The 18,636-nt window shown below is 73.3% G+C and carries 19 protein-coding genes and 1 tRNA gene; 10 read left to right on the top strand and 10 right to left on the bottom strand.

The features are described from left to right. Positions 1-67 precede the first annotated feature (67 nt). Complete coding sequence (locus JOE38_RS00625; protein WP_204574412.1) at positions 68-805, top strand: sulfite exporter TauE/SafE family protein; 738 nt, start codon at positions 68-70, stop codon at positions 803-805. A gap of 9 nt (positions 806-814) precedes the next feature. Here the strand turns inward: JOE38_RS00625 and JOE38_RS00620 are convergent, their stop codons facing one another. From JOE38_RS00620 to JOE38_RS15660, 3 genes are all read right to left on the bottom strand, one after another. Continuing rightward, the gene (locus JOE38_RS00620; protein WP_204574411.1) at positions 815-2,242 is read right to left on the bottom strand and encodes an amidase; all 1,428 of its coding nucleotides are present in this window, start codon (positions 2,240-2,242) and stop codon (positions 815-817) included. 111 nt (positions 2,243-2,353) lie between these two features. Further along, positions 2,354-4,501 carry a bifunctional metallophosphatase/5'-nucleotidase gene (locus JOE38_RS00615; protein WP_204574410.1) on the bottom strand — a complete coding sequence of 716 codons (2,148 nt, stop codon included), beginning with the start codon at positions 4,499-4,501 and terminating at the stop codon, positions 2,354-2,356. A 134-nt stretch (positions 4,502-4,635) separates the two neighbouring features. Beyond that, entirely contained in the window at positions 4,636-5,958 is a 1,323-nt protein-coding gene (locus JOE38_RS15660) for a LuxR C-terminal-related transcriptional regulator (protein ID WP_239544716.1), read from the bottom strand. Positions 5,959-6,077: 119 nt separating this feature from the next. Between JOE38_RS15660 and hxlB the strand changes: the two genes are divergently transcribed. Together hxlB and hxlA are read left to right on the top strand one after the other, a co-directional pair. Continuing rightward, positions 6,078-6,686: a 6-phospho-3-hexuloisomerase gene (gene hxlB, locus JOE38_RS00605; protein ID WP_204574409.1), complete on the top strand. Its 609-nt coding sequence runs from the start codon at positions 6,078-6,080 to the stop codon at positions 6,684-6,686. A 55-nt stretch (positions 6,687-6,741) separates the two neighbouring features. Further along, on the top strand, positions 6,742-7,365 hold the full coding sequence (gene hxlA / locus JOE38_RS00600; RefSeq protein WP_012037809.1) for a 3-hexulose-6-phosphate synthase: 624 nt from the start codon (positions 6,742-6,744) through the stop codon (positions 7,363-7,365). Between the two features lie 71 nt (positions 7,366-7,436). Here the strand turns inward: hxlA and JOE38_RS00595 are convergent, their stop codons facing one another. Then, the gene (locus JOE38_RS00595) at positions 7,437-8,441 is read right to left on the bottom strand and encodes an NAD-dependent epimerase/dehydratase family protein (protein WP_204574408.1); all 1,005 of its coding nucleotides are present in this window, start codon (positions 8,439-8,441) and stop codon (positions 7,437-7,439) included. A gap of 14 nt (positions 8,442-8,455) precedes the next feature. Beyond that, entirely contained in the window at positions 8,456-8,677 is a 222-nt protein-coding gene (locus JOE38_RS00590) for a hypothetical protein (protein WP_204574407.1), read from the bottom strand. A 129-nt stretch (positions 8,678-8,806) separates the two neighbouring features. On the opposite strand from JOE38_RS00590, the gene JOE38_RS00585 reads away from it, so the two are divergent. Beyond that, complete coding sequence (locus JOE38_RS00585) at positions 8,807-9,958, top strand: CPBP family intramembrane glutamic endopeptidase (RefSeq protein ID WP_204574406.1); 1,152 nt, start codon at positions 8,807-8,809, stop codon at positions 9,956-9,958. On the opposite strand, the gene JOE38_RS00580 is transcribed toward JOE38_RS00585, so the two are convergent. The 4 genes from JOE38_RS00580 to JOE38_RS00565 all read right to left on the bottom strand — a co-directional run bounded on the left by JOE38_RS00580 (position 9,840) and on the right by JOE38_RS00565 (position 12,196). Continuing rightward, a complete protein-coding gene (locus JOE38_RS00580) occupies positions 9,840-10,529 on the bottom strand; it encodes a GNAT family N-acetyltransferase (RefSeq protein WP_204574405.1) in 690 nt (229 codons plus the stop codon). The genes JOE38_RS00585 and JOE38_RS00580 overlap by 119 nt on opposite strands. 53 nt (positions 10,530-10,582) lie before the next feature. Next, entirely contained in the window at positions 10,583-11,269 is a 687-nt protein-coding gene (locus JOE38_RS00575) for a uracil-DNA glycosylase (RefSeq protein WP_012037806.1), read from the bottom strand. Positions 11,270-11,279: 10 nt separating this feature from the next. After that, a complete protein-coding gene (locus JOE38_RS00570; RefSeq protein WP_204574404.1) occupies positions 11,280-12,002 on the bottom strand; it encodes a Type 1 glutamine amidotransferase-like domain-containing protein in 723 nt (240 codons plus the stop codon). A 118-nt stretch (positions 12,003-12,120) separates the two neighbouring features. Continuing rightward, a tRNA-Glu gene (locus tag JOE38_RS00565) sits at positions 12,121-12,196 on the bottom strand. 180 nt (positions 12,197-12,376) lie between these two features. Here JOE38_RS00565 and JOE38_RS00560 point away from each other — a divergent pair. The 3 genes from JOE38_RS00560 (at position 12,377) to JOE38_RS00550 (ending at position 14,803) form a co-directional block, all read left to right on the top strand. After that, entirely contained in the window at positions 12,377-13,015 is a 639-nt protein-coding gene (locus JOE38_RS00560) for an MBL fold metallo-hydrolase (protein ID WP_204574403.1), read from the top strand. A 36-nt stretch (positions 13,016-13,051) separates the two neighbouring features. After that, complete coding sequence (locus JOE38_RS00555) at positions 13,052-13,468, top strand: DUF3592 domain-containing protein (protein ID WP_204574402.1); 417 nt, start codon at positions 13,052-13,054, stop codon at positions 13,466-13,468. 237 nt (positions 13,469-13,705) lie between these two features. Next, positions 13,706-14,803 (top strand): TerC family protein, encoded by a 1,098-nt coding sequence (locus JOE38_RS00550; protein WP_204574401.1) that lies wholly within the window; start codon positions 13,706-13,708, stop codon positions 14,801-14,803. A gap of 80 nt (positions 14,804-14,883) precedes the next feature. Here the strand turns inward: JOE38_RS00550 and JOE38_RS00545 are convergent, their stop codons facing one another. Continuing rightward, entirely contained in the window at positions 14,884-15,681 is a 798-nt protein-coding gene (locus JOE38_RS00545; RefSeq protein ID WP_204574400.1) for an SDR family NAD(P)-dependent oxidoreductase, read from the bottom strand. A gap of 55 nt (positions 15,682-15,736) precedes the next feature. On the opposite strand from JOE38_RS00545, the gene JOE38_RS00540 reads away from it, so the two are divergent. The 3 genes from JOE38_RS00540 (at position 15,737) to JOE38_RS00530 (ending at position 18,585) form a co-directional block, all read left to right on the top strand. Beyond that, positions 15,737-16,351 carry a TetR/AcrR family transcriptional regulator gene (locus tag JOE38_RS00540; RefSeq protein ID WP_204574399.1) on the top strand — a complete coding sequence of 205 codons (615 nt, stop codon included), beginning with the start codon at positions 15,737-15,739 and terminating at the stop codon, positions 16,349-16,351. An 80-nt stretch (positions 16,352-16,431) separates the two neighbouring features. Next, positions 16,432-17,442 (top strand): aldo/keto reductase family protein, encoded by a 1,011-nt coding sequence (locus JOE38_RS00535; RefSeq protein WP_204574398.1) that lies wholly within the window; start codon positions 16,432-16,434, stop codon positions 17,440-17,442. Between the two features lie 132 nt (positions 17,443-17,574). Further along, positions 17,575-18,585, top strand: coding sequence for an aldo/keto reductase family protein (locus JOE38_RS00530; protein WP_204574397.1), 1,011 nt, complete (start codon positions 17,575-17,577; stop codon positions 18,583-18,585). Positions 18,586-18,636 lie beyond the last annotated feature (51 nt).

The raw sequence follows: 18,636 nt of genomic DNA, 5'->3' as shown, positions 1-18,636 counted from the left end.
CATGCCTTACCTCAGCGGTCGAGGGCGGGCGGCGGAACTAGACCGGGATCCACGGGAGGATGTCATCGTGTCCGCCCTCGTCCTCGCCGCCGTGTTCGTGGGCGCCGTGGCCCAGCGCGTCACCGGCCTCGGCTTCGCGCTCGTCGTCTCACCCGTGCTCGTGATCCTCCTCGGCCCCTTCGACGGCGTCCTCATCGTGAACCTCTGCGGCGCGCTGTCCGCGGCGATCATCCTGGCGGGTGTCCGACGCGACGTGGAGTGGCGACGCTACCTCTTCCTCGCGATCCCCGCGCTCGTGGGGATCGTGCCCGGCGCCCTCCTCGCCTACCTGCTGCCGGACGAGGCCCTCGAGATCGGGATCGGCCTGCTGCTCATCGCCGCCCTCACCACCTCGCTCGCGCTCCGGCGGACCGCGCGCCCGATCGACGGGCCGGGCGTCATGGCGGGCTTCGGCTTCGCGTCGGGCGTCATGAACGCGGCGGCCGGCATCGGCGGGCCGAGCCTCAGCGTCTACGCGGTCGTGAGCCGCTGGGAGCAGCGGGCGTTCGCGGCGACGCTGCAGCCGTTCTTCGTCACGGTCGGGGCCTCGTCCCTCCTCACGAAGCTCCTCATCGCGCCGGAGCGCTGGCCGCACCTGGGGACGGCGGCGTGGGTGGGCATCATCGTGACGATGCTCGCGGGGATCGGGGCGGGCACGCTCCTCGGCCCCCGGATCCCGACGCGCGCCGCCCGCGCGGCCGTCGTGGTGCTGGCGTTCGGCGGCGCGGTGTCGGCGATCGTCAAGGGGATCAGCGGGCTGGGCTGACCCGCCGCCTCACCACTGCGGCGGGTGCCGCCGCTGCCAGCGCAGGCGCCGCTCGAGCTGCCGGCCGATCGCGAGCAGCGTCGCCTCCCCGCCCGGCTTGCCGATGAGCTGCACGCCCATGGGCAGGCCGTCGTCCGTGAGGTGCACGGGCAGCGTGATCGCGGGCAGGCCCGTCACGTTGGCGAACGACGTGTACGGCGTGTACCGCACCTGCTGCGCGAAGTTCCGCTCGCCGTCCTCGGCGTCGTACCAGCCGATCGGCCGCGGCTCCTGCGCGAGCGCGGGGGTGAGCACGGCGTCCACGTGGGCGAACTGCGCGATCACGCTGCGCTCGTAGGCGGCGAGCTGCGCGAGCGCGCGGGCGAGGTCGCGCGCCGTGAGGGTCCGGCCGCGCTCCACGAGCCAGCGCGTGAGCGGCTCGAGGAGGTCGAGCTGGTCGCCCTCGGCCGGGATCCCCGCGGCACCGGCCTGCCAGATGGTGCGGAACGCGGGCGCGTAGGTGGGATCCGGCCGCAGCGCGAGGTCCTCCAGGCCGTGGCCCATGGTCGCGAGCTCGCGCACGGCGAGCGCGAGGGCGTCGTCGGCGGAGGGGTCGCGCACGATCTCGTAGGCGTCGTCCCACGGCGTGGTGGTCATCACGCCGATCTGGAAGCGGCCCTCGCCGCGGACGGCCGCGCCCAGCAGGTCGCCGTCCGGGTCCTCGGGCGCGCGCAGGGTGAAGGGGTGCGGGATGCGGCCGTTGACCCGGCCGATCATCGCGTCGAGCAGCATGGCCGCGTCCGCGACGCTGCGCGCGAGCGGGCCGGGGACCACGAGGCCCGCGAGCGACTCCTGGCCGGATCCCGCGGGCACGAGGCCGCGCGACGGCTTGAGGCCGACGAGGCCGGTGGCCGCCGCGGGGATGCGCACCGAGCCGCCGCCGTCGGATCCCGGCGCGAACGGCAGGAGGCCCGCCGCGACCGCGACGGCCGCTCCCCCGCTGGATCCACCGGCACCGCGCGTGGTGTCCCAGGGCGTGCGCGCGGGCGGGCCGACGAGGCTCTCCGTGTACGACGGCAGGCCGAACTCGGGCGCGCTCGTCTTGCCCAGGCTGATGCCGCCCGCGTCGTCGAGCGCCTGCGGGATCGGGTCGGTGCGGTCGGACACGTGGTCGCGGAAGAGGCGGGAGCCGAAGGTGGTGCGGACGCCGGCGCGCTCGGAGAGGTCCTTGTCGCCGAACGGCAGGCCCCAGAGCGGCGCGGTGCGCGGCACCTCGCGCTCGACGTGCCGGGCGCGCTCCAGGGCACGGTCGGCGGTGACGGTCGTGAACGCGCCGAGGCCCGGGTCCAGCCGCTCGATGCGCTCGAGGTAGTGGGTCACGAGCTCGGTCGGGGTGACCTCGCCGCGCTGGAGCTGGTCCCACTGGTCCTGAGCGGTGAGGTGGTGGAGTTCGAACACCGGTCCAGCGTAGGCCGGGGTCGGGGCGGGCCGACCGGCCGACCGCGGATGCGCGGACGGGGCGGGCGCCGGTCGCCCGGCACCCGCCCCGCCCGCGCGGGTCGCCGAGGACTAGCGGCGCGCGGCCGCCGACATCCGGCGGCGGAACGCGACGAGCGCGAGGCCGAGGACCAGCGCCGCGAGCGAGGTCCCGAGCACGGGTCCGGACTCGGATCCGGTCGCCGCGAGCGTGGGCTCCGAGCTCGGCGCGGGCACCGTGCCCGTGCCGGACGGGACGACGGATCCGGCCGACGTGTCGAGCGCGTAGAGCACCGAGGCGCCCGTGCTCGGCAGCAGGAACGCGAGCTGGTGCGGGCCCGCCGTGAGGCCGGCCGGCACCGTGAACCGGACGCTCGCGCGCCCCTGCTCGTCGGTCGTGTCGACCACGGCGGCGTCGATCGGCGTGCGCGCCACCTCCTCGCCGTCGATGAGCGTCACCACCTCGGTGTCCTGCACGGGCGCGTTCGAGACGAGGAGCGAGGAGAGCTCGTAGGAGCGCTCCTGCCCGGCGCGAGGAGCGGCGCCCGTGGTGTCGACGATGCCGATCGAGCGCGTCGCCGAGTCGGGCTCGACGGGCGAGAACTCGGTGATGTAGTCGACGAAGGCGGTGAGGTCGATGCGGCCGGAGTCGCTCTGCTCGGTCGTGTTCGCGAGCTCTGTGAAGTTGTCGCCGCCCTCGGCGAGGAAGCTGTTCGCGACCATCGTGAAGACGCGCGCGGGATCCACCGGCTCGCCTCGGAAGAACACGCCCGTGATCCGCTCGCCGCGCGCGGCCGTCGGGTCGTACGTGTAGGTGAGGTCGCGCGAGAGGCCGAGCTTGAGGAACGGCCGCGAGGATCCCTCGGGCTGCCACTGCTGCTCGAGCACGGCCTTGATACCCGCGCCCGTGATCTTCGCCCTCGTGAGCGTGTTGGCGAACGGCTGCACGATGGCGGCCTCCTTGTAGGTCACCTCGCCCTCCGCGTCGCCGGCGCCCGACGACGCGACGTTCAGGTCCTGGCGGATGCCGCCGGGGTTCATGAAGGCGATCTCGGTGCCGAGGTCCGCCTGCGTGGCCCAGAGCTGCGCGTCGGCGACGAGGTTGCCGATCGTGGACTCGCCGCCGCGGTTCTCGGAGCCGTCCGCCTGGCGGGCGCGCGTGATGTCGCCCGTGATCTCGCCGACCGTGCGGCTGCCGATGACCTCGGCCTTCGCGACCGCGTCGTCCACGATCCGCTGCACCGCGGGATCCGCCGGGAACGCCGGCTTCCCCTCGGCCGTGAGGAGCGGGACGAGCTCGGAGCTGATGGACGTGAGCGCCTTGGTGGCGGGATCCACCGTGAGCGACAGGTGCCCGAGGTTCGTGCCGTAGCTGCCGGTCTGCAGCACGGGCAGCGGCAGGGCCTTGCCCGCGACGGGCAGCTCGTAGTCGTAGCCGAGGTGGGTGTGGCCGGAGATCACGGCGTCGACGTCCTGCTGCACGCCCGTGACGATGCGGCCGAAGACCGAGTCGTCGGTGAGGGAGGACTCGTCGGAGGTGGACGCGCCCTCGTGCACGACGAGCACGACCACGTCGGCCTCGCCGTTCGCGTCGTCGCCGTCGCGGAGCGCGCGGGCGGTCGCGGTGGAGGCGTCGACGACGCTGCCGACGTCGAGCGATGCGATCCCGGCCGGGCTCACGAGCTCGGGCAGCGCCTCGGTCGTCGCGCCGACGAACGCGACGCGCACGCCGTCGATGTCCTGCACGTCGTACGCCGCGTACGCGTGCTCCGTCGTGCCCTTCTCGTAGAGGTTCGCCGAGATGTACGGGAAGTCGGATGCGGGGACGACGCGGCCGTCGACGTCGTCGCGGCCCTGGTCGAACTCGTGGTTGCCGAGCGTGGAGACGGAGACGCCCATGGCGTTCAGCGCGTCGATGGTGGGCTCGTCCTGCTGGGACAGCGACGTGAAGGTCGAGGCGCCGATGTTGTCGCCCGCGCTGATGAGCGTGCTGTTCGGGTTCTCGGCCTTCGCCTGCTGGAAGGCGCCGGAGATCACCGCGGCACCCGCGGTGGACGACGTGGTCTCCAGGCGGCCGTGGAAGTCGTTGATCGAGTACACGTCGATGGCGACGTCGCCCTCGGCGGCCGACGCGGGCGCGGCGCCGAGGCCGAGGACCGCGGTGGCGGAGAGTCCCGCCGCGAGGGCGAGGGCGCCGGAGCGGGCGGCTCCGGACGGGTTTCGGGTGGGAGCTGAGCGCATGCGGGACATCCTCGTTCGGGCGGGCGGCGGTGCTCAATACCTTACGGAGCTGAGGTTTCCGTACGGTTAACTCCGGGATCCGCTGCGAGCGCCCATCGCCGTCGCGGGCGCCGCCACCGTCGGCTCGTGCCGCCTCAGCCCCGCACGAGCCCCGCGAGCTCGGCGCGCGTCGAGGCGCCCATCTTCCGCAGCAGGTTCGCGACGTGGAACTTCACGGTGTTCTCGCTGATCCCGAGGGTCGTCGCGATGGCGCGGTTGCGGGATCCGCCGGCCACGAGCGCGAGCACCTCCCGCTCGCGCGCGCTGAGCCCGGCCTCTCCCGCGGCGTCGAGGCCGGCGGCGGGAGCGTCGAGCGGCAGGCGCACGGCGATCTCGGATCCCCAGCCGGGCGTCGCCGTCACGTCGAGCGCGCCGTCGAGCGCGGCGACGCGGTCGGTGAGGCGGCGGAGCGCGTCGAGGTCGGCGGTGGTGGCCCCCGCGCCGTCGTCGCGGATCCCGACGAGGAGGTTGCTGCCGTCGCAGTCCCACTGGATCCGCACGCGCGTCACGTCCGGCTGCTCCACGAGCGCGAGCACGGCGCCGCGCACGATGGCCCGTCCCGCGTGCGCGACCTCGCCCGGGAGCGCGCGGCCGTCCACGGGCGGCTCGACGAACTGCACGTCGAGGTCGCGGAAGCGGACGAGCGGCCGCAGGTCGTCGCGGAGCCGCGCGAAGGCGCGCGCGACGGGCTCCTCGCCCAGCGAGCGGTCGCGGTCGCTCGCGGCGCGCAGCTCGACCATGGCGTTGGTCGCGAGGTCGGCCGCGGTCTGGCGGGCGGCCGCGTCGCCCGTGCGGGAGGAGCGGAGCACCGCGAGCAGCGACTCGAGCGTGGTGGCGTGCGCGTCGCCCAGCTCGGACACGATCCGGGCGCGCTCCGACGAGACGGCGCGCGCCTCGGCGAGGTAGGCGGGCGGCGCCGCGGCGACCTGCTGCCGGATCCCGTGGGCGACGCTGCGCCACAGCGCGCGCACCAGCTCGCGGGCGGCGGGCACGTCGTCGTGCGCGGCGACGGGATCCACGAGCACGAGGAGCGCGCCCGTGTCGGCGCGCCAGGCGGCGACCGTGCGAGGACGGCCGCCGACGGGGTGCTCGACGGCCCAGACGGAGCCGACGTCGTCGGCCGCGTCGCCGGACCCGTCGGCCAGGCTCGCGAGGATCCGGTCGAGCTCGGCGATCGTCACGTTCTCCACGACCTCCGCCTCGCCCGCCTTCTTGCGCGGGCGGCCCGTGCAGTCCTCCGTGAAGATCACGAGGGCGCGATGCGCGACCACCGGTCGCAGCAGGGCGGACAGCGCCTCCGCGACCTCCTGCAGCGGGGCGGCGAGCGCGTCGTGCAGGCCGTCGAGCAGCGCGACGGCGTCGGCGGACGCGGCGGCGGGACGGGCGGCGGGATCGGCGGGGTGGGTCCGGGACGGCATCCCGCCACCGTACGCCCACCCGATCCGCCGCCCGCGCGACGGCGACCTGCTCGGACGGGTAGGCGGATCCACCCGTCGGGTGGGCGTCACGGACGGGCCGCGAGGAGCACCCTCGACACGTGACCGATTCGACGCACCCCCGCCCGACCGGCGACGCCCCCGTCGACGTGGCCGCCGCGATCACGCTCATCTCCGACGAGAACGCCCGTGTAGCCCGCGCCCTCACCGACCCGGACCTCGCGACGCGCCTCGACGAGGCCGCCCGCGTGATCCGCGACGGCCGCCGCGTCTTCGCCCTCGGCGCCGGCCGCTCCGGCCTCGCGCTCCGCATGACCGCCATGCGGTTCATGCACCTGGGGCTCGACGCGCACGTCGTCGGCGAGGCCACGTCGCCCGCGATCGAGGAAGGCGACGTCCTCCTGGTCGCGAGCGGATCCGGCACCACGGCGGGCATCGTCAGCGCCGCGCAGACCGCGCACGACGTGGGCGCCCGCATCGTCGCGCTCACGACGGCCGACGACTCGCCGCTCGCCGACCTCGCGGACGTGACCGTGCTGATCCCCGCGGCCGCCAAGCAGGACCACGGCGGCACGGTCTCGGCGCAGTACGCGGGCGGGCTCTTCGAGCTCTCCGTCGCGCTGGTCGGCGACGCCGTGTTCCACGCGCTGTGGCAGGCGTCCGGCCTCTCGGCCGACGAGCTGTGGCCGCGTCACGCCAACCTCGAGTGACCGACGGTCGCTCGATCCCCACCACCGAACGCATCACGACAGGAAGAGGAACCGCATGAAGCTCCAGGTAGCCATGGACGTGCTCACGACGAAGGACGCTCTCGAGCTGGCCGGCAAGGCCGCGCCGCACGTCGACATCATCGAGCTGGGCACCCCGCTCATCAAGGCCGAGGGCCTCTCCGCGATCACCGCGATCAAGGAGGCGCACCCCGACAAGATCGTCTTCGCCGACCTCAAGACGATGGACGCCGGCGAGCTCGAGGCCGACATCGCGTTCTCCGCGGGCGCTGACCTCGTCACGGTCCTCGGCGTCGCGGGCGACAGCACCATCGCGGGCGCCGTCAAGGCCGCGAAGAAGCACGGCAAGGGCATCGTCGTCGACCTCATCGGCGTCCCCGACAAGGCGAAGCGCGCGAAGGAGGTCACCGAGCTCGGTGCCGAGTTCGTGGAGATGCACGCGGGCCTCGACGAGCAGGCGGAGGACGGCTACACGTTCGGCGACCTGCTCGAGGCAGGCAAGGCCTCCGGCGTCGCGTTCTCCGTCGCGGGCGGCGTGAAGCCCGGCACCATCGGCGACGTGCAGGACGCGGGCGCCGTGGTCGCCGTCGCGGGCGGCGCGATCTACTCGGCCGACGACCCGGCCGCGGCCGCCGCCGAGCTGCGGGCCGCGATCCGCTGATCCACCCGCCTCACCACGAGCGCCGCGCACCCGTCCTCGGACGGTGCGCGGCGCTCGTGCGTGCGGCCGGGTCAGCCGAGCGTCGCCAGGACCTCGAGCTCCTCGTCGCGCGTGAGGCCGGCTTCACGGGCCCTGTCGATCCCGCGCTCCCGCTCGTCGGCGAGCACGTCCCGCATCGTCTCGGCGAGCGCGCGGCGCGTGGCTCCGAGCGCGCGGATCCCCGCGTCGCTCCGAGCCAGCATCCCGGCCGCTGCGTCCGGCAGCCAGAGCGGCAGCGAGCGCGGGCCCGACCAGTGCCGCACGTCGGCGTCCGCCAGCCGCGCGTCGGTCGCGACCACCCGATCGCCCGTCGATCCCGCCGCCTCCGCCGCGAGGTCGAGCACGTCCGCCAGCGGCACGCTCTCCCCCACCGCGTCGACCACGCCGTCGAGCCCGCGCACGCCGACATCGACGATCAGGTCGGCGAGGTCGCGCGCGTCGATCACCTGGGAAAGACGGCCGATCGCGTCCGGCACGAGCACGGGTCCGTCGCCCGCGAGCGCGAAGCGGGCCGGCCAGTAGCCGAACCGGTCGCTGTCGTCGCCCGGTCCGGTGATGAGGCCGGGGCGCACGATCATGCGCCGTCCGGCGAGCGCCGCGGTCACCGCGCGCTCGGCCGCGACCTTCGCCTGCCCGTAGTCCGTCAGGTCGATCGGCTCCAGGAGCGCTGCCGTCTCGTCGTCACCCGCATGCGCGAACGACGCGTACACGGACACCGTGCTGACGAACGTCCAGTGCCGGGCGCGCTCGCGCAGCGCGGCCACCGCGGAGCGCGCGTGCTCCGCGGAGGAGGTGAGGTCGACGACCTCGTCCCAGTCGGCGCCGGCGACGGCCGCGTACGCGTCGGGCCGGTCGCGGTCGGACGCGACGAACCGCGTGAGGTCGGGCGCGGATCCGCCGGTGCCGCGCGCGAGGCACGTCACCCGGTCGCCGCGCGCCGCCAGCCGTTCCGCGACGAGCCGGCCGATCCACGCGGTGCCGCCGAGCACGAGCACGTCGCGCGGGGCCGCCGCGCCGCCGGCCCGCGCGTCGCTCACGAGCGGCGCGCCGCTCACGACTCGCGCGCGGGCGTCGTCTTCCCGGGCCGCACCGATGCGGTCTCCGCGACGTCGATGCGCGTCACGCCGCCCTCCTCCTCGGTCACGTCGATGCGCGGTGCCGCATCCGACTCCACGGCCTTCGGCGCCGTCGTCAGCTGCTCGTGCCGCTTCTCCGCGAAGTCGGCGTCGCGGGCCGCGTCGGGCCCCTGGTCGTCGTGCTGGTCCTGCTGCATGGGTGCGCCTCTCGTCGCGTCCACCGTACGCGGACGGACGGCCTCGCCCGGGCGTCCTCCGCCGTCCGCCGCGCGCCCTCCGCCCTCGGGGGGATCCGCGCACGCCACCGCCCCGCGTACCGTGGCGGCATGAGCGCACAGGAGCCGACCACGCCCGATCCCGCCGCGAACCCGTGGCCGCCGGTCGCCCCGCCCGTCGCGCCACCCGTCGACCTCGCCGCTCCCCCGGCGGCGGGCATGCCCGGCACGTTCCCGCCCGAGCTCCCGCCGCTGCCCGAGCGCCCGCCCGTCCCGTACCACCACGGCCTCCGCGACACGGGCGGCCCCTGGCGCGGGATCCTCGCGCTCGTGCTCGGCGTCGTCGCGTTCTTCGTCCTGTCCCTCGTCTTCGGGCTCGTCGGCTTCGGCATCGAGTTCCTCACCGGCCGCCTCGACCCGACGGACGAGTCGTCGCTCGAGACGATGACGCCCGTGATCATGCTCGCCACGAACCTGTCGCTCGCCGCGCTGATCCCCGTCTCGATGCTCCTGCAGCGCTGGCTCTTCGGCGTGCGGATGGGCGCGATGTCGTCCATCGCGGGCCGGTTCCGCTGGCGCTGGCTGGGCCGCGTCGCGCTCGTGATGGTGCCCGTGTTCCTCGTCTACATCGGCGTCACGTTCGCGCTCGACCCCTCGGGCGAGATCCGCGTCGACGGCGAGGTGATCGCGTTCCTCGTCATCATCCTGCTCACGACCCCGCTGCAGTCCGCTGGGGAGGAGTACGGCTTCCGCGGCCTCGTGCAGCGCTCCGTCGGATCCTGGTTCCGCGACACGCGCGTCGCCCTCGTCGTCGGAGCGCTCGTCTCCAGCTCCCTCTTCGCCCTCGCCCACCTCGCCGAGGACCCGTGGCTCATCGCCTACTACTTCGTGTTCGGCATCTCGGCGACCATCTCGGCGCGGATGACCGGCGGCCTCGAGGCGCCTGTCCTCATCCACGCGCTCAACAACACGCTGCTGTTCCTCCCCACGGCGCTCCTCGGCCAGATGTCGGAGAGCCTCGACCGCAGCGCCGGATCCGGCGGCCCGTTCATGCTGCTGCCGATGGTCGTCGTGCTCGGATCGGCGCTCCTCACCGGCTGGTGGGCGCGCCGTCACCGCGTGGAGACGGTCGCGCCTCGGCCGCTCACCGCGAAGGAGGAGCGGCGGGAGCGGGAGCGGGCGTGGTGGGACGGGGAGCGGCAGCGGCAGGCATCGCTCGCCGCATGGTCCGCGCCCACAGGCCCGGCCGCTCCGTCGGCTTGAGCGTCAGTTGCATCGTGACGGTGCCGAGCCAGCGCCCGAACTTCCAGCCGACGCGCCCCATGCGCCCGCTCTCCGTGAAGCCGAGCGACGCGTGCAGCCGGATCGACGCGTCGGCCCCCTGGTCGGCGATGACCGCGATGACCTCGCGGATCCCGGCCTCGCGGCACGCGTCGACGAGCGCCTCCAGCAGCGCGCGGCCGAGGCCCTTGCCCGTGGACGCCGCGCCCAGGTAGATCGAGTCCTCCACGGTCGTCCGCGACGACCGCCGGTTTCCGACGGGCTCGACGAGCGCGTAGCCGAGCACCTGCCCCGACGGCGAGACGGCGACGAGGAACGGCATCCCCATCCGCTCGAGCTGGCCGAACCGGCCGCGCCACCTGGCGAGCGTCATGCGCGTCTCGTCGAAGGTGACGGTGCTGTTCATCACGTAGTGGTTGTAGACCTCGCGGATGTCCGGGAGGTCGGAGGTCGTGGCCGGCCGGATCTCGTAGGAGAAGACGGGCAGCGGCGGCGCGGGCTTCCGGAGGTGGGCGGGCAGGCGGCGCCGCCGCTGGTATTCCTCCTCGAGCATGCCGCGATCCTACGGGGACCGCGGCGCGCTCGACCGGAACCCGCGATGCGGTCTCAGAGCCGCCAGTCGACCGGGTCCGCGCCCTGCTCGGCGAGGAGCGCGTCGGCCCGGCTGAACGGCTTCGAGCCGAAGAACCCGCGCGACGCCGACAGCGGGCTCGGGTGCACGGAGGTGATCGACGGCACGGGGGCGAGCAGCGGCGCGAGCGATCCCGCGTCCTTGCCCCACAGGATCGCGACGAGGGGGCCGCCGCGCGCCGCCAGGCCGCGGATCGCGCACTCGGTCACGGCCTCCCAGCCCTTGCCGCGGTGCGACGCGGGCGCGCCCGGCCGCACGGTGAGCACGCGGTTGAGCAGCAGCACGCCGCTGCGGGTCCACGCGGTGAGGTCGCCGTGCGCGGGGGTCGGGATCCCGAGGTCGTCGCGCAGCTCCCGGTGGATGTTGACGAGGCTCCGCGGCACGGGCCGCACGTCGGGCTCGACTGAGAAGGAGAGGCCGACGGGGTGGCCGGGCGTGGGGTACGGATCCTGCCCGACGATGAGCACGCGCACGTCGGCGAGCGGCTGCTGGAACGCCCGCAGCACGCGGTCGCCCGCGGGGAGGTAGGGGCGGCCGGCGGCGACCTCGGCGCGCAGCCACTCCCCCATGCGCGCTATGTCGTCGGCGACGGGCGCGAGCACCTCCGCCCAGCCGGCGTCCATGAGGCCGCGCTCGACGAGCTCCGGCAGGGTCAGCGCCACGGGCGGCGGATCAGGACGCGCCGGCGGAGCTGACGGTGACGCCCGTCTCCGAGCCGATGACCGACCAGACGCTGCCGCGCCCCTCGACGACCAGCTGGCCCTCGCCCACGATGAGCACGGTGCCCTCGTCGATGGCGACGCCGCCCTCGACGAGCCCGGCCTCGGTGGCGGCGATGAGCCGCGTGAGGGTGCCCCACTGGGCGGCGTGCACGTCGACCGCGACGTCGATGAGGCCGATGCCCTGCTCCACGGTGACCTCGTCGAGGTCCTCGCTCGCGGACTCCTGCACGACCTCGACGTCGCCGATGCGCCAGCCGCCGACGATGGCGGTCTCGGCGGCGACCGCGGCGCCCGCGGAGAAGCCGAGGTACGAGACCCCGGCGGTGACCTGGCGGCGGATCTCGCCGAAGACCGGCTCGAGCGCCTGGCGGTACGCGGGGGTCAGGCCCCCGCCGACGACGATGCCGTCGACGTCCTGCAGCTGCGCGACCTCGATGGATCCGCCCTCGGGCGCCAGCACGGCGACCGGCTCGCACGCGCCCGCGGCCCGGAGCGCGGCGGCGTACTGGTCGAACCACTCGGCGCCGAGACCGTCGTGGACGAGGACCACGGCGATGCGCGCCGGCTCCAGCCGGGCGGCATCGGTCGCCCTCGTCGTCGCCTCGGACAGGAACCGCGCGAGGAGGGGGGTGTCGTCATCCGACAGGCCGCCTCCGACCAGGTGCACACTCACCCCTCGACGGTACAGGCCGCGGGAGACGCCCCGAGCCGGATCCCCTGGCGGATGCCCTGCCGGACACAAGGAGAAAGCCCGGCGCCTCCGTGAGGAGGAGCCGGGCTGGATGATGCGGTGGTGACCCCAACCGGATTCGAACCGGTGTTACCGCCGTGAGAGGGCGGTGTCCTAGGCCGCTAAACGATGGGGCCGTTTTTGCAACTCGTCGAGTATGCCACAGCGCGCACAGCCCGACCAAATCGAGCCCCGACCGGGCCGGATCCGCCCGATCCGGAGCCGCTCCACGGCCGGTCGCGCGCCCCCGACCGGCGCCAGCAGACGCCCCCGCGCGCCGGTTTGCCCTGCCCGCCCGGACGGTGTTGGCTCCTCTCATGCGATTGACGAAGCTCGAGCACGCCGCCCTGGTCCTGGAACTCTCGGGGCGCAAGCTCTTCATCGACCCGGGCTCCTTCACCACCCCCATCACGGAGGCGATGAACGCCGACGCCATCGTCATCACCCACGAGCACGCGGACCACTGGACCCCGGAGCAGCTCAAGCGGATCCTCGACAAGAACGAGGGCGTCCCCATCTACGCACCCGAGGGCGTCGCCGCCGCCGCGACCGACTTCGACGTCACGGTCGTGCACGCGGGCGACGTGATCGAGGCGGGCGCCTTCACGCTGCGCTTCTTCGGCGGCACGCACGCGGTGATCCACGAGTCCATCCCCGTGATCGACAACCTCGGCGTCCTCGTGAACGACACGCTCTACTACGCGGGCGACTCGTTCGTCGTCCCGGAGGGCGTCGAGGTCGACCTGCTCGCCGCTCCCGCGGGCGCGCCGTGGATGAAGATCAGCGAGTCCATCGACTACGTGCTCGCCGTCAAGCCGCGACGCGCGTTCCCCACCCACGAGATGGTGCTCTCGACCGCGGGCAAGTCCATCTCGAACGGTCGCCTGCAGTGGGCGACCGAGCAGGGCGGCGGCGAGTTCCACGCCCTCGAGCCCGGCGATAGCATCGACCTCTAGGCCCGTTCGGGCTCGACGAGCGGACGGGTGGACGGCATGGACGGTCTCGCCGCGGCGTCGCTCATCATCGAGTTCCTCACGTGGATCGCGCTCGTCCCCGGCGTCCTGCTCTACGTCGCCGGCATCTCGGTGCGGGTCCTCGGCCGACGCTGGACGGCGACCGAGGGCCTCGTCGCGGACGCACCCGCCGACGACGACGGCCGGGCGGCGCGCGTCCTCCGCTGGTTCGACGGCGACGGCGACGTGCACGAGGCGCCGGCTGACACCCCGGAGACCCGCGACCTGGCGGTCGGATCCGACGTGCGCGTCTGGTTCGCGCCGCGCGCGCCGTGGCGGGTCCGCACGCACGCCCCCGAGCTCGACGGCCGCGCGCTCCGCGTGACCGGGCTCGTGCTCATCGGCATCGGCGTGCTCGCGGCCGTCGCCGGGATCGCGCTGCTCTTCCTCGAGTAGCGCGCGTCCGCCGCCGACCGGGCCAGCTGGGGATCCGCCCGCGCGGTCGGGAGCGCTCCATGCGGCCGTATAGAGTGTTACCTCGAAGGGGAGTACTCCCATCCGGCGGTCGTGTCGTCAATACGGTCGGACCACTCCGACCCGTGCGGCCGGTTCCGCGAGCAGCAGCTCGCGGGGTGGAGGAGACCTTCAGTACCCCACCGGACCCGTCGAGGTCCGAGTACTGGAGAACCCCCCATGGATGTCCCCTTCTGGCTCTGGGCCGCGACCATCGCGGCCGTCCTCGGCCTGCTGATCTTCGACTTCTACGCGCACGTCCGCCACGCGCACGAGCCCACGATCAAGGAGTCCGCCACCTGGTCGGTGGTCTACATCGTCATCGCCCTCGTCTTCGGCGTGGGCGTCGGCGTCTTCTCGAACTGGACCTTCGGCGGCGAGTACTTCGCCGGCTACGTCACGGAGAAGGCGCTGAGCGTCGACAACCTCTTCGTCTTCCTCATCATCATGTCGAGCTTCGCCGTGCCGCGGGCCTTCCAGCAGAAGGTGCTGCTCGTCGGCATCGCGATAGCGCTCGTGATGCGCGGCATCTTCATCGCGATGGGCTCCGCGATCATCGACAACTTCTCCTGGGTCTTCTACCTCTTCGGCGCCCTGCTCCTCGTCATGGCCTACAAGCAGATGAAGGAGACGCACGACGAGGACGAGTCCGACTCGAAGCTCATCCGCACGCTCCGCCGCTTCATCCCCACCTCGGACCACTACGACGGCGACAAGCTGACGACCCGCGTCGACGGCAAGAAGCTCTTCACCCCGATGTTCCTGGTGATGCTCGCCATCGGCCTCACCGACGTGCTGTTCGCGCTCGACTCCATCCCCGCGATCTTCGGCCTGACGCAGGAGGCGTACATCGTCTTCACCGCCAACGCCTTCGCGCTGCTCGGCCTCCGCCAGCTGTACTTCCTGATCTCGGGCCTGCTCGAGCGCCTGATCTACCTCTCGCAGGGCCTCGCGGTGATCCTCGGCTTCATCGCCGTGAAGCTCGTGCTGCACGCCATGCACGTCAACGAGGTGCCCTTCATCAACGGCGGCGAGCCGATGCTGTGGGCGCCCGAGATCCCGATCTGGTTCTCGCTGTCGTTCATCCTCCTCACCATCACGGTGGCGACCGTCGCCAGCCTCGCGAAGACGAAGCGCGACGCGTCCGCCGTCGAGGGGACCGACTCCGCGGACTCCGTCGCGGGCGAGAAGGCGCCGGCCGACGCGGACGACGACGCGGCCCGCGGCTCCGGCCGCAGCGTGGACGCGGACGCGGACGCGGACGCCCCGCGCCGCTAGCCCTCGCCGTACCGCCACGACGCCCGCTCCCGGACCCGGGGGCGGGCGTCGTCGCGTCCGCGCGGCTGCGCAGCTGCGCGTCAGCCGAGTCGCGTGCTGCCGATGCCGCCGTCGACGTCGAGCAGCGCCCCGTGCACGAACGCCGCCTCGTCCGAGACGAGGAAGCGCACCGCGAACGCGATGTCGACGGGACGCACCGGGACGCCCGCGGGCGTGGTCGCCGTCATCGCGTCGAGCACGGCCGCATCCGACGCGTTGCCGGGCGTGGCGGTCACGCCCGGCGCGACCGTGGTGACCCGCACGCCGCGCGGGCCGAACTCCGCCGCCCAGGTGCGGGTCATCTGCTCGACCGCGGCCTTGGACGCCGTGTAGGCGGCGCCGAACGGGACGCCGACGCGCGACATCCAGGATCCGACGTTGACCACGGCGCCGCTCCCCCGTTCCGCCATCGCGGGCGCGAGCGCCGCGACGAGCACGTGGGGCGCACGGACGTTGACGGCGAGGACGGCGTCGAGGTCGTCGTCGCCGAGCGCGGCGGTCGGCCCGACCGGGTAGATGCCGGCGTTGTTCACGAGGATGTCGGGCCGGCCGCCGAGGGCGGCGGTGGCCTCCGCCGCGAAGCGCCGTATCCCCTCGGCGCTCCCCGCGAGGTCGGCCGGGACGGCGTGGGCGGTTCCGCCCGCCGTCGTGATCGCGGCGACGACGGAACGGGCCCGGTCGACGTCGCGGCCGCTGACGACGACCTCGGCGCCGGAGGAGGCGAGCACGCGGGCGATGGCCTCGCCGATGCCGCTGGTGGATCCGGTGACGACGGCCGTGCGGCCGGCGAGCCGGGTGTCGGGGACGAGGGACTGGATGGCTTCTTCATTGGACTGCATGGTCCAATTGATAGCACGGGTTGGACCGATCAGTCCACAACGGTAGGATCGGAGCATGGCCGAACCGAGGATCACCGAGCGCGGGCGGCTCACCCGCCAGCGGATCATCGAGGCCACCGGCGAGCAGATCCTCGCCACCGGCGTCGGCGGCACCACGCTCGACGACGTGCGCGCCGCGACCCTCACGAGCAAGAGCCAGCTCTTCCACTACTTCCCCGGCGGCAAGCTCGAGCTGGTGCGCGAGGTCGCGGGCTGGGAGGGCCGGCAGCTGATGGAGGCGCAGGAGCCGCACATCCACGACCTCGGGTCCTGGGAGTCGTGGGAGGCCTGGCGCTCGGCGCTCGTCGACTACTACATCGGCCGCGGCCGGTGGGCGTGCCCCATCGGCTCGCTCGCGACGCAGGCGTCCGCCGTCGATCCGGAGCTGGAGCGGGCCATCGCCGAGACCATGCGGTCCTGGCGCGCGTTCCTGTCGCGCGGCGTGGAGCGGATGCGCGAGGCGGGACTCGTCGGCCCCTCGGCGGATCCGCAGCGCATCGCCACGGTCATCCTCGCGGCCATCCAGGGCGGCCTGGTGCTCAGCCAGCCGGAGCGCTCGGCGTGGCCGCTGGAGGCGGCGCTCGACACGGCGCTCGCGCCCCTGCACGTGATCCGCTCCCCCGCCGCCTGACCCGGGCGCCTGACCCGGGCGCCCGATCCGTCGCACACTTTCGTGCGGGGGCGCGGAGGCGGCCGGCGTACGGTCGTCCCATGGAATTCAGATACCTCGGCAACTCCGGCTTCAAGATCTCCGAGATCACCTACGGCAACTGGCTCACCCACGGATCGCAGGTGGAGAACGACACCGCGACCGCGTGCGTGAAGGCCGCGCTCGAGGCGGGGATCACCACCTTCGACACCGCCGACGTCTACGCCAACACCAAGGCGGAGACCGTCCTCGGCGAGGCGCTCAAGGACGAGCGACGCGCCTCGATCGAGATCTTCACCAAGGTCTTCGGCCCCACCGGACCCAAGGGCCACAACGACGTGGGGCTCTCGCGGAAGCACATCATGGACTCCGTCGACGCGTCGCTCCAGCGCCTCCAGACCGACTACATCGACCTGTACCAGGCGCACCGGTTCGACTACGAGACGCCCCTCGAGGAGACGATGCAGGCGTTCGCCGACGTCGTCCGCCAGGGCAAGGCGCTCTACATCGGCGTCAGCGAGTGGACGAGCGAGCAGCTGCGCGCCGGCCACGCGCTCGCCACCGAGCTGGGCTTCCAGCTGATCTCGAACCAGCCGCAGTACTCGGCGCTCTGGCGCGTCATCGAGGAGGAGGTCGTGCCCACGTCGAAGGAGCTGGGCATCTCGCAGATCGTCTGGTCCCCCATCGCCCAGGGCGTGCTGACGGGCAAGTACAAGCCCGGCCAGGAGCTGCCGTCCGGGTCGCGCGCGACCGACGACAAGGGCGGCGCGAACATGATCAAGCGCTTCATGAACGACGACACGCTGACCCGCGTGCAGGAGCTGCAGCCCGTCGCCGACGAGCTCGACCTGTCGCTCGCGCAGCTCGCGGTCGCGTGGGTGCTGCAGAACGAGAACGTGGCGTCCGCGATCATCGGTGCCTCGCGTCCCGAGCAGGTGCACGAGAACGTGAAGGCGTCGGGCGTGAAGATCCCGGCGGAGCTGCTCACCCGCATCGACGACGCGCTCGGCGACATCGTCGAGAAGGATCCGCGCAAGACCGAGGACAGCTCGCCGAAGACCCGCGAGGCCTGATCGGCTCTCCCTCCGCGCCACCGCGCGGCCCCGCCCGAGACCATCGGGCGGGGCCGCGCGTCCATCTCCCGGTCACCCCGCGGACAGACCCCGCCCGGGGCTCCCCCAGCGCCCGCGGCGTAGGCTCGGAGGATGGAATTCCGCTACCTAGGCAACTCAGGCTTCAAGATCTCCGAGATCACGTACGGCAACTGGCTGACCCACGGGTCGCAGGTCGAGAACGACACCGCCACGCAGTGCGTGCAGGCGGCCCTCGAGGCCGGCATCACCACGTTCGACACGGCCGACGGCTACGCGAACACCGTCGCCGAGAAGGTGCTCGGCGACGCGCTCAAGAGCGAGAACCGTGACGGCCTGGAGATCTTCACGAAGGTCTACTTCCCGACCGGTGCCAAGGGCCACAACGACACCGGCCTCTCGCGCAAGCACATCATGGCGTCGATCGACGGCTCGCTCGAGCGCCTCCAGACCGACCACGTGGACCTCTACCAGGCCCACCGCTACGACTACGAGACCCCGCTCGAGGAGACGATGCAGGCGTTCGCCGACGTCGTCCGCCAGGGCAAGGCGCTCTACATCGGCGTCAGCGAGTGGACCCCTGAGCAGCTCCGGGAGGCCCACGGCCTCTCCCGCGAGCTCGGCTTCCAGCTGATCTCGAACCAGCCGCAGTACTCGGCCCTCTGGCGCGTCATCGAGGAGGAGGTCGTCCCGACCTCCGCCGAGCTCGGCATCTCGCAGATCGTCTGGTCCCCCATCGCGCAGGGCGTCCTCACCGGCAAGTACAAGCCCGGCCAGGACCTGCCGCAGGGCTCGCGCGCCACGGACGACAAGGGCGGCGCCGACATGATCAAGCGCTACATGAACGACGACGTCCTGACCCGCGTCCAGGAGCTGCAGCCCGTCGCCGACGAGCTCGACCTGTCGCTGGCCCAGCTCGCCGTCGCATGGGTGCTCCAGAACGACAACGTCGCCTCGGCGATCATCGGCGCCTCCCGCCCCGAGCAGGTGCACGAGAACGTGAAGGCCTCCGGCGTGAAGATCCCGGCCGAGCTCCTGACCCGCATCGACGACGCCCTCGGCGACGTCGTGGAGAAGGACCCGTCGAAGACGAGCGACAGCTCGCCGAAGGGGCGCCTCGCCTGATCCGCTTGCGCTGAAAACGACGACGGCCCCGCTCGAGCAGATGCTCGGGCG

This window comes from Clavibacter michiganensis (genome assembly GCF_016907085.1).
In the GTDB taxonomy this organism is placed as follows: domain Bacteria; phylum Actinomycetota; class Actinomycetes; order Actinomycetales; family Microbacteriaceae; genus Clavibacter; species Clavibacter michiganensis_O.
The sequence above is the reverse complement of the archived record's forward strand: the minus strand, read 5'-3'. Positions and strand labels throughout refer to the sequence as shown.